This window comes from Rothia sp. HMSC067H10, from assembly GCF_001810635.1.
Classification (GTDB): domain Bacteria; phylum Actinomycetota; class Actinomycetes; order Actinomycetales; family Micrococcaceae; genus Rothia; species Rothia dentocariosa.
In genome coordinates, this window is sequence record NZ_KV802317.1 from 748,670 (window position 1) to 762,208 (window position 13,539).

Here is a 13,539-nt window from a genome sequence, read left to right on the forward strand (position 1 = left end):
ACACCAAGGACAAAACACCACGAGGAGCAGTCCGTATGTTTACCAGTCCCCAAGAAGTTCTCGATTTTATTACGAGCGACGAAATTGTCTTCGTCGACATTCGATTCACCGATATGCCCGGGGTGCAGCAGCACTTCAACCTTCCGGCGAAGGCGATCGACGAGGATTTCTTCGTCAACGGTCAGCTTTTCGATGGCTCGTCTATTCGTGGTTTCCAGGGCATTGCCGAGTCTGATATGCAGCTTATTCCTGATGTTAAGTCGGCGTATGTTGATCCTTTCCGTCTTGAAAAAACCCTTGTTATTATCTGCTCTATCGTGAATCCCCGCACCGGTGAGCCCTACCACCGTGACCCTCGCGGTGTAGCCGAACGCGCTGAAGCATACTTGCAGTCCACAGGTGTTGCCGATACCGCGTTCTTTGCTTCTGAAGCCGAGTTCTTCGTCTTTGAGGATGTCCGTTACCAGGTAGAGCCCAATTCCGTGTTCTATAAAATCGATTCCGATGAAGCATATTGGAACACCGGCCGCAAGGAAGAAGGCGGCAATCTTGGTAATAAGACCCCTATCAAGGGCGGTTATTTCCCGGTCTCCCCTGTCGATAAGCAAGCCGATCTGCGTGATGCTATGTGCGTAGCGATGGATCAGGTTGGGCTCGAAGTTGAGCGCAGCCATCACGAGGTCGGTTCCCCTGGACAGGCAGAGATCAACTACAAGTTCTCAACCCTCACCAATGCCGCCGACGACCTGCTGAAGTTTAAGTACGTTATCAAGAACACCGCCGATGAGTGGGGCAAGTCTGTGACTTTCATGCCGAAACCTGTCTTCGGCGATAACGGTTCGGGGATGCATTGCCACCAGTCACTGTGGTTAGGCGGCGAGCCACTCTTTTACGATGAGCGTGGGTACGCAAACCTCTCCGATATCGCTCGCTGGTACATCGGCGGTCTGATTGAGCATTCCTCCGCTGTGCTGGCGTTTACCAACCCGACCGTTAACTCCTACAAGCGCCTTGTGCCTGGCTACGAGGCCCCCGTGAATATGGTGTACTCGCAGGGTAACCGCTCTGCCGGTATTCGCATTCCGATTACTGGCGCCAACCCGAAAGCTAAGCGCCTGGAGTTCCGTGCCCCTGACCCCTCATGTAACCCCTATTTCGCGTTCTCGGCTCAGCTTATGGCCGGTTTGGATGGTATTCGCAACCGTATTGAGCCACCAGCACCGATCGACAAGGATCTATACGAGCTGCCCGCCGAAGAGGCCAAGGATATCAAGAAGGCCCCCGCTAACCTTGAGGAAGCGCTGGCCGCGCTTGAGGCAGACCACGACTTCCTGCTCGAAGGCGGTGTATTCACCGAGGATCTTATTCAGGCGTGGATCGATTACAAGCGCACCAATGAGCTTGAACCGCTCTCATTGATTCCTCACCCGCTGGAATACCAGCTGTACTACGGTGTCTAACCGTTAGTTGCAGAAGTTAGAATGCTCCATGTTCTCATATAATGAGGGTATGGAGCATTCTCGTTAATATCTTTGTCATAGAAGCTAGGTCTGCATCTCTGACCCTAAGATATAAATAGAGCAAAAGAGCTCTCTTTTTTCTAGCGTAACGGAACCTAATGTCCGATATATGTGCATATCAAAAACTCATAATGACAGGTCCTGAGAGTTTAAGAATATGACCTCTGACAAGCATATTTATTAGATTTATAATAATTTTTAGATATTCTTATAGTTTTTTATCTGCCTTTGCTTCATCATAGATTATGCTCATGGCGAGCATACACATACTAACCTTTCCAGAATTTGTATATTCCGGTTGTGCTTTCATATTGACAATACACTGCGGCATTGCCTAGCATAGTAGCCTTCCTTAACTAGTAAACACTGAGAAGATAGACCTATTCGCAAGTTTCCCCACTCAGAAAGAACAGCTCCACAAGGTACTTGATTCCCTCAGTGGCCATAATGTGGAATACTTACAAAATCTGGAATTAAGGCTTAACCTTCACGTATGATGAAGCCGCAAGTAAGTTCTTAGGGGATTACTGCCTCCACGTTCTAAAGGAGTTTGACGTGTCGCATGTACTATCACGCCGTACTGTATGTCTATCAGCTGGTCTTACAGCAGTTGCAACTTTCGTAGGTTGCGCTTCCAGCTCGCTGTCATCCGATGAAGCACTATATAAGAATGACCAGCTATTACCCTCTGCACCAGGCGAGCCCTATACAGGTTCCGATGAGCAGCCTATTCGCACACAAGAGCGTATGTTTATGGCGATGATGGATGCTGACACCGAGTCTCTCCGTTCCACTCTCACTGAGGATGCTACACTCACCCACATCACAGGCCAAATCCAGACTCGCGATGAGTGGGTACAGTCGGTTGCCGACAAAACTATGTCCTACAGCAATATTGAGGTAATATCTGCTCGCGTGGAACGAAGTGACAATGGAGCTCAGCTCGTAGCACGCACGCGCACGACCGCAAATATTAATGGGAGCGATGGAACCTGGAATCTCCAGCTTGTATCGCAGATACACCCCGATGGTACGCACTTTACGAAGACTGTCGCCTCCCTATGGTCTTAAAGCTCGACCGAGCTATCCTAAAGATGCCCTTATGTAAGGAGGGCATCTTCTGTTTTAAGATCTCAAACAGGATGTTTACCTACAGGGCTCGAATTTTATAAAAACAAGATAAGCTGGAGTGAGCTTACAGCGTTATAGACGTTTCTAAAATGGTAATTTACTATTCTTTCCACGGAACAGCTGTATATTCTGTGTTCTCATAATGCCTAAGGAAATAATTTCCATGAATATACTTATCGGTCTTATCCCCGCGCTATTCTGGGGCATTCTGCCGCTGTGCGTATCTAAAATCGGCGGTAAACCGACTCAGCAAATTATGGGTACCACAACGGGCGTGCTCCTCGTGGGTATCGCGACTTCCCTGCTTTTCTTCCCAATTCGCCTTGACGCTTGGGCGTTTTTTCTGTGCTTCCTCTCGGGGGCAAGCTGGGCGTTCGGGCAGATGAACCAATATCGCGCGTTTACCCAGATCGGTGTTTCTCAAACCATGCCTTTATCGACTGGTATGCAGCTGGTAGGTACTTCGCTGATGGGCGTGGTGGCGTTCGGTGACTGGGGTACCGTTCAAGCTAAGATTATCGGTGCAGTGGCTCTGGCGCTCATTATCATCGGTATTTGGATGACCACGAAGCAAGAGAATCCTGACCCACAGTCTGGCGGGAATATGCGGGCCGGTATTATCACACTCTTAATTTCTACCATCGGATATGTTGGATATTCGTTCTTTCCCAACTATGTGAGTGTAGACGGGTGGTATAAATTCCTGCCCCAATCAGTGGGTATGGTGGTAGCAGCTATCACGATGTCTATGCTGACCCGTGACGGTACCCGCCCTTGGGATAAGAAGTCTTTACAGAACATTATCTGTGGCGTGATTTTCTCGGGTGCTGCGTTAGCCTACCTAGTGTCTATTGAGCCGCATCGCAACGGTGTTGCCAGCGGGTTTACACTCTCACAGATGAACGTTATTATCTCCACTCTGGGCAGTATCTTACTACTGGGCGAGAAGAAAACGAGGCTGGAGCTGCTGTATGTGTTAGGAGGACTCGCCCTCGTAGTTATTGGCGGCGTTCTTATTGGTACGCTTTAGCTGTACACGCCGCACATTTTCACCGTATATTCTCTAGATTTCGTGTGATTCGCACACATCACGTTAGAATAATGAGAACTGTCTTTTCACCGATATGACCAACGCAGGAGAGCCCGTGTCCAAATTCATCGCCAAGCATTTTGACGAGCTGACCGCTCACGAGTTGCAGCAGATTCATATTATTCGTTCGCTGGTGTTCACAGTGGGTCAGCAATCAACTGATCAGGAGCCTGATGACGCTGATTTCGAATGCATCCATATGGTGAATGAGGACGATTCGGAAAAAGTGCTCGCGTATCTGCGTCTATTCGATCTTGAGAAGGTTCAGGATGCACGCCACCGCTACATTCCGGGCGCGTGGACATTCGGTCGTGTGGCAGTTCACCCAGATGCACGCGGTACCGGTCTGGGACGCAAGCTTTTACACGCAGCCTTGGAATGGATCCGGAATAACACGGACGCAAAAGAAATCGTGATCGCCGCTCAAGCATATCTGAAAGATACCTACTACAGTCCTGAGGGGTTTGTTGAGCGCGGTGAGCACTATATGGAGTCTGGAATCGAGCATGTCGAGATGGTGCTCGATTTGCAGCGCTAATCCGGCGATTGAGCACTAGCGCATCCACGAATGATGCGGGACGGGCAAGTTTTAGGAAACTACAGTGCCGGATATGTGCCTCTAGTAGTGTAGGTTTTTACGCATTATATGCCCGCCCGCTCTCAACAGACCGTTCGTCAGACAAGCAGGATTCATGACTTCCTCTCCCGGTTTTACGGCCAAACTATTTGATGAGCTCACACCGCATGAACTTCAGCAGATTCATATAACACGCACCCTGGTTTTTACTGCGGGGCAGAAGATTACTGAGCCCGAGGCTGATGAAAGCGATTTTGAATGCGTCCATTTCTTTTCCGCTGATGATTCTGGTCGTGTACTCGCGTATCTGCGCATGTTTGATCTGGAACATGTAAATGACGGTAATCACCGCACCATCGCAGATGCATGGACGCTGGGTCGTGTTGCGGTACGTCAAGAAGTACGCGGAAATGGGCTAGGACGCAAACTTTTACACGCGGCCATTGACTGGATTCGCACGAACACATCTGCACGGCAGATTGTGATTAGCGCGCAAGCATATTTAAGAGATACCTACTATGGGGCGGTCGGTTTTGTGGCTCGCGGTGAACCCTATCAGGAAGCTGGAATCAAGCACATTGAAATGGTACTCGATCTCTAGCATGGGCATATTTTATATACAAACACGGCATTTGGAATATGCGGCGTAGAATGATGGTGTAGTCAAATATACGCGATGGAAGGTAAAACGATGGCATATCAGCCGACTCAGCTCAATGGAGAAACCGTATTCCGCAACGAGGTCTTCCAGACCGGTCTTATGTCGCAGCTGCTCGACGGCGTGTACGACGGCGAAATGACAATTGGTGAACTGTTGAGCCACGGTAACTTTGGGGTAGGAACTTTTAACGGCCTTGATGGGGAGATGGTGGTGCTCGACGGCGATTGTTACCAGGTGCGCCATGACGGCTCGGTTTCTATCCCCCAGCTTACTGATCGAACCCCATATGCAGTGGTCACAAACTTCGTACCCATGATCCGTCGTGAGCTTCCGCAAAATATGCTGCGCACCTCCACCTCACAGGTTCTCGATAATTTTACGGTGTCAAAGAACTACATGTACGCTATCAAGATTTATGGCGAGTTTGAGTGGGTTCGTACTCGTACCGTGGTCAAGCAGGAAAAGCCCTACCCGAAGATGGTGGACGCAACCGAGAATGAGGATATCGTTCAGTTCGATAATCTGACAGGAACGATTGTGGGTTTCCGTACCCCCATCTATGAGCAGGGCATTTCCGTTCCGGGGTGCCACGCCCACTTTATTGACGATGACCGTACTCATGGCGGACATGTAGTCGATTTCAAATTAAAGTCAGCAAACGTAGAAATCTGCCCCGGTACCGGTTTACAGCTGCATCTGCCGCTGACTCCCGAGTTCTCTTCCGCCAACCTCTCCCCCGAAGATTTGGCAGATCAGATCTCAAAGGCGGAAAAACACTAAACCTACCTACGGCGATGGCGAGCCTCCGAATACTTTTTTTGCGAGTATGCGGAGGCATTTGCCTGTTTCACAGCAGCAACAGGGCAGCATGCACCGTTCAAAGCGTACCGCTGAGGGGCAAGCTGTACATCATGCTCACCACAGACATGGAAAAGTGCCTTTATCTGAATAAAGGCACTTTTCCATGTCTGTGGTGAAACGGAATATTAAGAGGATCAGGCTCTCCTAAGCCTCCGGCACAAATTCACCGTGTCCGAGGTCGCGCAAGGCGGTACGCACCGCCTCCGCGTCAGCATCCAGTTCCTCGGCAGTCACGTTAGCGAGCGCATTCGCCGGGTCATATTCCGCCATACTATCCGCTGGGAACAGATGAATATGCGTGTGTGGCACATCGAACCCGGCAATCATAAGCGCCACCCGGTCTTTATCGAAAGCTCGATCTAGCGCACCGGAAATCTTATGTGCTACTGCGAAAAGATGCGCTGCAAGCTCCGCCGGAAGCTCGGGCCAACGGTCAATCTCTTCACGCGGAACCACAAGCAGATGCCCGTGCGATGCCGGCTGAATATCCATAAACGCCACGCATTTCTCATCTTTCCAGACAAAACGGCCCGGAATCTCGCCGTCAATAATCTTGGTAAAAATACTGCTCACTCTATCCTCCAAAATCTAGAACTTGACCGTGTCACCGGGGTTTAGATGCGAATATTCGGTACCGTACTTGTTGCTAAAGGTAGTAATCAAACCCTCGATAATTCCCGTACCATTCTCATTAATCATGCCATTGTGAATGGGGTACGCATGCCGTGCTCCCACCGCGATCACAAAATCGATAACTTCTTGAACCTTGCTCCAGGGCGCGTGCACCGGCACCAACACATGAGGAGCTTTCACGCCATGTGGCACCACGAGGGAATCACCGGGGTGGTACACAACACCGTTAATGAGGTATCCAATATTGGCGATCGTAGGGATCAAAGGGTGAATCAGCGCGTGCTGACCGCCAAAGGTCTGTACATCAAAACCGGGCACCGAAAATTCGCTATCTGCCGATACAACGGTGACGTGGGCGTTTGGCGCGGTATCAAGAATTTTCTCTGCGACAGCTTGCGGCGCCCAAATACGTAACTGTGGCTTTTCGGCGATCAAAGGCAGCACACGATCGGCATCGAAATGATCGGGATGCTCGTGTGTAATCAAGAGGTAGTCCGCGCCATCAAGCAGCTGAGCATGTTCTCCCTCAGGCGCGAAATTTCCGGGGTCAAACACTAGTACATGACCGTCGTGCTCCATCCGCACACTTGAATGGGTATATTTTGTCAGTTCCATGGTTCCAGTCTACTCGCCAGAATCGAGCCTGCTCTAGTGCTGTACCATGGCTAACTACAGGGTAATCTAGAATTTTCACCACGTGAGAGAATTAATAACTCGCACTTGATATGCAAAATTTTAGTGTAGAGTCATTAAAAAGGCTCACAAACCCGCATACTACTTGGGTGTGCCCCACCCGGAAGGTTATGTTTTGGATACTCATATTCCCGTCCGCAAGATCGTGAAACAGGCAGAGGCGCGCAACACCAAGCAGCGCCGCATTATCAAGGCCACGATGGCCGAACTGGGCGATTTTATTTCGGCGCAGGATTTGCACCTCACCCTAGCTAACCGTAAAGAGCAGGTGTCTTTGGCGACGACCTACCGTGTGCTCCAGTCTCTCGCTAATTCGGGAGAACTGGATGTCGTGAAGGGTGTCGAAGGCGAGTCACTTTACCGTCATTGTCAAGGCGATACGCACCATCATCATCTTCTGTGCCGCCGTTGCGGTAAGGCCGTGGAGCTTGAGGCACCCGCTATTGAGGATTGGGCTCTTGATATGGGGAAAAAATACGGGTTCTCGGAATTGGAGCATGTAGTTGAAGTTACCGGCTACTGCCCTGAATGCACTCTGGAACTCCGTGATGAAGAAAATCGGTTGACGGGGCGCCAGTAAATAAGACCTGAATCCTGGTTCATCCCGCAGAGTATGCACTACTCTTAAAGTCTGTTGCCCACAACTCTTGGTTGAGTTGTGGGCAACAGACTTTAAGATTCTCTAGAAAGAGTCGCTACTAGACGCTCGCAGGGTGATGATGTGCATCCTCCTGTGTCTGACGGGCGATGCGACCCGATGCACTGTGCCGCCTCCTAATTCCGCCAATAATGCGGCAGATAATATAAATTACGAAGGAGACACTGGTGACATAAGGGCTAATCGGTAGCGAACCGGCAAGCGCAAGCAAAATACCGCCCACAATAGCCAGTTCCGCAAAAATCACCGAGAGAATAAGCGCTTTAAGCGGGGATGCAGTCACCTGAAGCGCTGCGGCAGACGGAGTAATCAAGAGGGCCAGCACCAGCAGGGAGCCAACGACCTGAACCGAAAGCGCTACAGCGATACCCAGAACCACCATAAAGACCAGGGATAGGGTACGCATAGGAACGCCTTTTGCCTGGGCCACTTCGGGATCGAGTGAAGCGAAGCTCAGTGGCCGCCAGATCAGAGTCAGGATTGCGATAATTACGATGGCTCCAGCGATCATGGCGTTCAGCTGATCGCCGTCAACCGAAACAATCTGACCGGTTAAAAGCGAGAATTTATTGGCGCTCCTGCCCTGGTAGAGCGAGAGAAAGAGAATGCCTAAACCCAAGCCAAAGGGCATGAGGGCACCAATGACCGAGTTTGATTCGCTTTTCTTCACGCCCATCATGCCGATCAGCAAGGCGGAGATAATGGACCCAATCATTGACCCGGTAATGACATCGTACCCCAGCAGAAGTGCCAGCGCGGCGCCCGCAAACGACATTTCAGATACACCGTGCACGGCGAAGGCATGATCGCGCATCATAACAAACATGCCGACGAAACCGCCGATAATACCGAGGACTGCACCCGCAAGAATAGAGTTCTGCAACAGCTGAACTAGTTCGCTGTATCGGTCGAAAACGAAAATCCGCGAGAGTAAATCGTTCTGTTGCTGGCTTGCCGCAAGCACCGGAGAGATTACTGTGGAAAGAATCATTGGGGTGTCCCTCCGCCCTTGTGCTCGGCGTGATATTTCGTAGTATTAGAAGAATCTTCTAGGGCACCCGCCGCGCTCGCGGTTTTGACCGGTTTGCCCGAGGATGCATCATGATCCGTCTCGACTGCAATTTCTCGAAGGTCCTGATGCGCACCATGAACGTTCTGCTCCCCACCTACCACATTGCAATGGTCGCTGGCATGGGTCTCCCCTACCACAACGTAGCGCCCGTTAGATTTCAGCACGTTGATGGGGGTTCCGTAAAGATCGCTCAGGGTTTCGCTGTTCATGACCTCGGGTACAGTTCCTACGGTAAATCGCCCGTTGGCGAGATATAAGACGCGATCAACATGCTCAATGATGGGGTTAATCTCGTGAGTTACGAAGATAACAGAGCCACCCTGATCGCGGTTAAACCGATGAATCAGATCAGCAACCGCGTATTGATGGTTCAGGTCGAGAGAGAGAAGAGCTTCATCAGCAAGCAGCATTTGGGGGTTATTCGCGAGAGCTTGGGCTATGCGCAGTCGCTGCTGTTCGCCCCCTGAAAGCAGACCAACCGGAACATTGGCGTATTCTAAAGCGCCGACGGCCTCTAAGAGTTCATTGACTTTTGCACGATACTTTCTGCTGCCCAACCGGATTCCCCAGCGGTGGCCGTCGATGCCCAGGCCAACGAGGTCGCGGGCACGCATCGGGGTTGATGGGTCGATTGCTTTTTGCTGGGGAATGTAGCCTACGCCGGGGTTTCCGGCGCGAGCTGGTTTGCCCAGAACAGAGATCGTGCCGGTATTCATCACGGTGAGTCCGAGGGCTACTTTGAGGAATGTAGATTTTCCGGAACCGTTCGGCCCAAGGACCGCGAAATATTCTCCTTGAGCAATGGACAGGTTGAGGTCATTCCAAAGGATACGGGTTCCAAAAGCGAGGCTACCCCCGCGTATTTCTATCACGGGGGTGCCTGACGGTGTCGTATTTTTCACTTAGGAAAGTGCCTTTTCGAGATTTGAAACGTTCGTCTTCATCCACGACAGGTAATCGGTGTTTTCGGGGAGAGTTTCGGTAAAGGAAACATGGGCAACCCCCGCGTCTTTAGCCGTTTGAAGCACCTCTTTGGTCTGTGAGGTTTCGGTTTGCTCATTGTATGCCACCAGGGAGACCTGCTTCTCAGTCACCAAATCTTGGGTTTCCTTAAGCACAAGTGCCGGAACGTCTTTCTCAGCTTCGATAGATTCCGCGAATTCCTCAGGGGTTGCATTCTCTGCACCCGTGGAGGCAATCAGGTAATCCGGCACAGGTTCGGTTGAAATATATTTCTTGCCCTTACCGTTAATCTTCTTCGCTGAGGAGTCCAGAGTATCAAGTTCTGTGCCGAGTTTCTTAGCATTTTCACGGTAGGAGTCCGCGTGCGCGGAATCCAGCTGTGCCAAGTCTTCTGCTACTTCGGTGGCAACTTTCTTCATGGTGTCGAAGTCGTACCAAAGGTGCTCGTTAAACTCGTGGGCGTGTTTATGTTCTTCACCGTCTTCATGATCATGGTGACCGTCCTTGTGGTCTTCGGCGAGATGATCATATTCGCTGTCAGTTAGTTTCCCGCTCAGCTTGACGGCATTGACAACCTTCTGTGAGCTATTGTCTTTACCTGCCATATCTTCAAGGAACTGGTCGTAGCCGCCTCCATTGACGACAACAAGACCTGCGTCCTTCGTTTTAACACGGTCTGCTGCGGTTGCTTCATAGGAGTGAGGGTCAGTGCTAGTTGACGCAATAATAGGGGTAACGTCTACGTTGTCCCCTCCCACCTGCTTGACAATATCGGCATAAACGTCAGTGGTTGCAACAACTTTTACTTTCCCGCCGTCGTTGCCTGATGACCCGTTGGAACCCGAGTTAGCGGTTGAGCAGCCACTCACCATGAGAGATACTCCAGCCAATACCGTTATGGTGCTCATGAGTTTTTTCATGTTATTTCTTCTTTCGACTGCGGCGCGAATATTTTCCGAGCGAGTTTTACCAGGCTACGCAAGGTGAAAACGATTTTCAATTACGACGCGCCGGGTTTGCTGATGCATTACCACTAAAACACGCCATATAACGTATAAACAACTCTTTATTGTTCATCTTGGCTTATCCCTTCAGAGTGCGATGTGCCGGCTTTACGCCGCTTCGAGTCCTGTGTCGTATCACGAATTTCGCCCACAAGTTCTTCGATCACATCTTCCATAAAGACCACACCTAATAATGTGCCCGAAGTGTCTACGACCTGCGCCAGGTGTGAGCGATTCTGCTGCATGGTGGCGAGCGCATCGTCAATTTCGGTCGTCGGTGTTAGAACGGTCAAAGACCGCAGTTTGTACCAGGGAAAGGGCTGGTCTGTGCGTTCAGGGGCTACGTCTAGGGCATCCTTGAGGTGCAGGTACCCCATATAGATTCCGGCTTCATCGTGGACGGGAAAACGAGAATATCCGGTACGTGCTACGGCGTGTTCTACCTCTGCCGGAGTACATCCGAAGGGCAGTGTATGCACGTTGTCCCGACTTACCATAATCTCAGAAACATGCTTCCCGCTAAATTCGAGAGCGCCGCCGATAACGCCGGCATCGTCCTCGACGGTGCCTTCTGCCGTGGATTGGGCAACGATAGACTGCAGCTCGCCTAGTGTAAAGGTAGAGGCGACCTCGTCTTTAATATCCACCCGCATACGGCGTAAAAGCATATTTGACATACCGTTGAGAAACGCCACGATGGGAGCAAAAACATGCGAAACCCGTACCAACGTAGGAACAATCCACAGGGCAATACCGCGCGCTGCTAGAGTAACCGCAGCATTTTTCGGCACCATTTCACCAAAAATAACGTGCAGATACGTCACCACGATAAGGGTAACGACGAAGGCAAGAATATCGACCGTGGCGTGCGGAAGACCAAGTAACTCTAAAGGTGCCCCCAGCAGATGGTGCAGAGCAGGTTCGGAAACGTTCAGAATCAGCAGAGAACAAATCGTAATACCCAACTGGCAGGTAGCCAACATCAGAGAAACGCGTTCCAGTGCGTAGAGCACCACTTTTGCACGTTTATTTCCCCCATCCGCCAGGGGTTCTATTTGGGCTCGGCGGGTAGACATGATGGCAAATTCACCTGCGACAAAAAATGCATTGCCGATAAGCAAAATAACGAGGAGTGCTATAGCTATCCAGTCATTCATGAGCGCACCTGCCGATTCTGCAAAACCGCTGGCTGCGATACGAGTCCTTCCCCGATGCTGTCGGGAATAAAGCGGATGCGGTCTACCCGGCGCCCCTCAACATGGTCTACACGCAGAATACCGCCAGGGATCGGTACCTGGTCACCCTGTTCAGGTATGCGCCCCAGCTGCTCCATCATAAAACCGCCCACGGTTTCGTAAGAAGGATGCTCGGCAATGACACCGGGAATAAATTCGTTAACCTCATTCGGGCGACGCAAGCCTGAGAACACCCAGTCGCCGTTACCAAAACGTAGAGGCCGTTCCGTTCGCCCTTGATCGTGCTCATCGGATACCTCGCCCACAATTTCTTCAACAAGGTCTTCAAGAGTCACAATTCCCGATGTTCCGCCGTATTCGTCGAGGACGACGGCAAGTTGTAATGCTCCTTCACGCAGCTGAGTAAGAAGCGCATCCACGTGCAGCGTTTCAGGAACCTGCAGCACGTCATCAGCCAATGCACCGGCTTCCAGGGTTTCACGCACATCGGTTGGAACCCCGACAGCTTTCTTCACATGGATAACGCCCACAATATTGTCATGATCTCCACGATAGAGAGGAAAACGCGAATGCCCGGTCGCACGGGCCTGCTCTATAACCTCTGTTACGGGCGCCGTATCTTCGAGCATCGTAACCCACCCTCGCGGAGTCATCACCTCGGAAGCGGTAAGTTCAGCAAAACTAAGCGTGCGATCCACAAATCGAGCCGTATCTGAATCCAAGGTTCCCTGCTCCGCAGAGCGACGCACCATTGCCGAAAGCTCTTCGGGACTGCGGGCAGCAGAAAGTTCCTCCTGAGCCTCCATGCCGAAGAGACGAAGAATTCTATTGGCAGACCCGTTCATCACGACGACCACAGGTTTCATAATGCGCGTAAATATAAGCTGCGCAGGCGCGACTTGCCGCGCCACCCGGTAGGGTTCAGCGATCGCAAGGCCTTTAGGCACCAGTTCACCGAGGAGCATCGATAGCAGGGTGGCAATTCCCATAGCAAGCACAAGGGTCAGGGTGGAAGTTACAGCCCTAGGAAGACCCCACGAAGAGATAAATCCAGCGGTTAACGCATTAATGGAAGCGTCGAGTGTGTACCCCGTGAGCAGAGTCGTGATCGTAATACCAATTTGGCAACTTGAAAGCTGTGTTGAGAGAGTACGTAAGCATTGAAGAACGGCGTTAGCGCGAGTATCACCTTTTTCCCGTTCTTGATACACGGTCGCGGTCTCAAGCGCCACAAGTGAGAATTCGACAGCTACGAAGAAACCGGTTCCTAGAATGAGTGCGATGCCGAGAGCAAGAAGTATAAAGTTCATGCGTTCACCGCGCACCCAACGTCATCAGGACGACGAGCGTCATAAAAGTGTAATATTCGACAGTCTGTATTGGGGTAACTGAAGGGGTCATCCATAGCCCATATTCTAGCGAATGTTTAAGGCAATTTTGCAGTGGTCGCTACGCTTTCCTTTAGATATCAATGTAAAAC

Annotated in this window: 14 protein-coding genes; 7 read left to right on the forward strand and 7 right to left on the reverse strand. The window is 51.0% G+C overall.

From position 1 onward, the window contains the following. The first annotated feature begins 35 nt into the window (after positions 1–35). From glnA to budA, 6 genes are all read left to right on the forward strand, one after another. Positions 36–1,460, forward strand: a complete 1,425-nt coding sequence (glnA, locus tag HMPREF2756_RS10200; RefSeq protein WP_070620872.1) for a type I glutamate--ammonia ligase — start codon at positions 36–38, stop codon at positions 1,458–1,460. A 615-nt stretch (positions 1,461–2,075) separates the two neighbouring features. Further along, on the forward strand, positions 2,076–2,591 hold the full coding sequence (locus HMPREF2756_RS10205) for a nuclear transport factor 2 family protein (RefSeq protein WP_070620874.1): 516 nt from the start codon (positions 2,076–2,078) through the stop codon (positions 2,589–2,591). Positions 2,592–2,814: 223 nt separating this feature from the next. Then, positions 2,815–3,681: a GRP family sugar transporter gene (locus HMPREF2756_RS10210; protein ID WP_070620876.1), complete on the forward strand. Its 867-nt coding sequence runs from the start codon at positions 2,815–2,817 to the stop codon at positions 3,679–3,681. Positions 3,682–3,796: 115 nt separating this feature from the next. Next, the gene (locus tag HMPREF2756_RS10215) at positions 3,797–4,279 is read left to right on the forward strand and encodes a GNAT family N-acetyltransferase (protein WP_246825924.1); all 483 of its coding nucleotides are present in this window, start codon (positions 3,797–3,799) and stop codon (positions 4,277–4,279) included. 154 nt (positions 4,280–4,433) lie between these two features. Beyond that, a complete protein-coding gene (locus HMPREF2756_RS10220) occupies positions 4,434–4,919 on the forward strand; it encodes a GNAT family N-acetyltransferase (protein WP_070620878.1) in 486 nt (161 codons plus the stop codon). A gap of 90 nt (positions 4,920–5,009) precedes the next feature. After that, positions 5,010–5,759, forward strand: a complete 750-nt coding sequence (budA, locus tag HMPREF2756_RS10225) for an acetolactate decarboxylase (RefSeq protein ID WP_004004988.1) — start codon at positions 5,010–5,012, stop codon at positions 5,757–5,759. 225 nt (positions 5,760–5,984) lie between these two features. Here the strand turns inward: budA and HMPREF2756_RS10230 are convergent, their stop codons facing one another. Continuing rightward, positions 5,985–6,413, reverse strand: coding sequence for an HIT family protein (locus HMPREF2756_RS10230; protein ID WP_070620880.1), 429 nt, complete (start codon positions 6,411–6,413; stop codon positions 5,985–5,987). A gap of 15 nt (positions 6,414–6,428) precedes the next feature. Then, positions 6,429–7,088: an MBL fold metallo-hydrolase gene (locus HMPREF2756_RS10235; protein WP_070524250.1), complete on the reverse strand. Its 660-nt coding sequence runs from the start codon at positions 7,086–7,088 to the stop codon at positions 6,429–6,431. Positions 7,089–7,281: 193 nt separating this feature from the next. Here HMPREF2756_RS10235 and HMPREF2756_RS10240 point away from each other — a divergent pair, with 193 nt between their 5' ends. Continuing rightward, positions 7,282–7,746: a Fur family transcriptional regulator gene (locus tag HMPREF2756_RS10240; protein ID WP_037231042.1), complete on the forward strand. Its 465-nt coding sequence runs from the start codon at positions 7,282–7,284 to the stop codon at positions 7,744–7,746. Positions 7,747–7,864: 118 nt separating this feature from the next. Here the strand turns inward: HMPREF2756_RS10240 and HMPREF2756_RS10245 are convergent, their stop codons facing one another. The 5 genes from HMPREF2756_RS10245 to HMPREF2756_RS10265 form a co-directional block, all read right to left on the reverse strand. Beyond that, on the reverse strand, positions 7,865–8,815 hold the full coding sequence (locus HMPREF2756_RS10245) for a metal ABC transporter permease (RefSeq protein WP_070620882.1): 951 nt from the start codon (positions 8,813–8,815) through the stop codon (positions 7,865–7,867). Further along, positions 8,812–9,798, reverse strand: a complete 987-nt coding sequence (locus tag HMPREF2756_RS10250) for a metal ABC transporter ATP-binding protein (protein WP_070620884.1) — start codon at positions 9,796–9,798, stop codon at positions 8,812–8,814. Before HMPREF2756_RS10250 ends, HMPREF2756_RS10245 begins: the two co-directional genes overlap by 4 nt. Then, the gene (locus HMPREF2756_RS10255; RefSeq protein WP_238789001.1) at positions 9,799–10,767 is read right to left on the reverse strand and encodes a metal ABC transporter solute-binding protein, Zn/Mn family; all 969 of its coding nucleotides are present in this window, start codon (positions 10,765–10,767) and stop codon (positions 9,799–9,801) included. It lies immediately after the preceding gene. Between the two features lie 158 nt (positions 10,768–10,925). Further along, on the reverse strand, positions 10,926–12,020 hold the full coding sequence (locus HMPREF2756_RS10260) for a hemolysin family protein (RefSeq protein ID WP_070620885.1): 1,095 nt from the start codon (positions 12,018–12,020) through the stop codon (positions 10,926–10,928). Continuing rightward, entirely contained in the window at positions 12,017–13,369 is a 1,353-nt protein-coding gene (locus tag HMPREF2756_RS10265; RefSeq protein WP_070620886.1) for a hemolysin family protein, read from the reverse strand. Before HMPREF2756_RS10265 ends, HMPREF2756_RS10260 begins: the two co-directional genes overlap by 4 nt. Positions 13,370–13,539: the final 170 nt, after the last annotated feature.

Bases quoted from the DNA above. Each gene is read 5' to 3' on its own strand.
- glnA (WP_070620872.1), top strand. From the start codon at position 36: ATGTTTACCAGTCCCCAAGAAGTTCTCGATTTTATTACGAGCGACGAA.
- HMPREF2756_RS10245 (WP_070620882.1), bottom strand. From the start codon at position 8,815: ATGATTCTTTCCACAGTAATCTCTCCGGTGCTTGCGGCAAGCCAGCAA.
- HMPREF2756_RS10220 (WP_070620878.1), top strand. From the start codon at position 4,434: ATGACTTCCTCTCCCGGTTTTACGGCCAAACTATTTGATGAGCTCACA.
- budA (WP_004004988.1), top strand. From the start codon at position 5,010: ATGGCATATCAGCCGACTCAGCTCAATGGAGAAACCGTATTCCGCAAC.
- HMPREF2756_RS10260 (WP_070620885.1), bottom strand. From the start codon at position 12,020: ATGAATGACTGGATAGCTATAGCACTCCTCGTTATTTTGCTTATCGGC.
- HMPREF2756_RS10255 (WP_238789001.1), bottom strand. From the start codon at position 10,767: ATGAGCACCATAACGGTATTGGCTGGAGTATCTCTCATGGTGAGTGGC.
- HMPREF2756_RS10265 (WP_070620886.1), bottom strand. From the start codon at position 13,369: ATGAACTTTATACTTCTTGCTCTCGGCATCGCACTCATTCTAGGAACC.
- HMPREF2756_RS10210 (WP_070620876.1), top strand. From the start codon at position 2,815: ATGAATATACTTATCGGTCTTATCCCCGCGCTATTCTGGGGCATTCTG.
- HMPREF2756_RS10235 (WP_070524250.1), bottom strand. From the start codon at position 7,088: ATGGAACTGACAAAATATACCCATTCAAGTGTGCGGATGGAGCACGAC.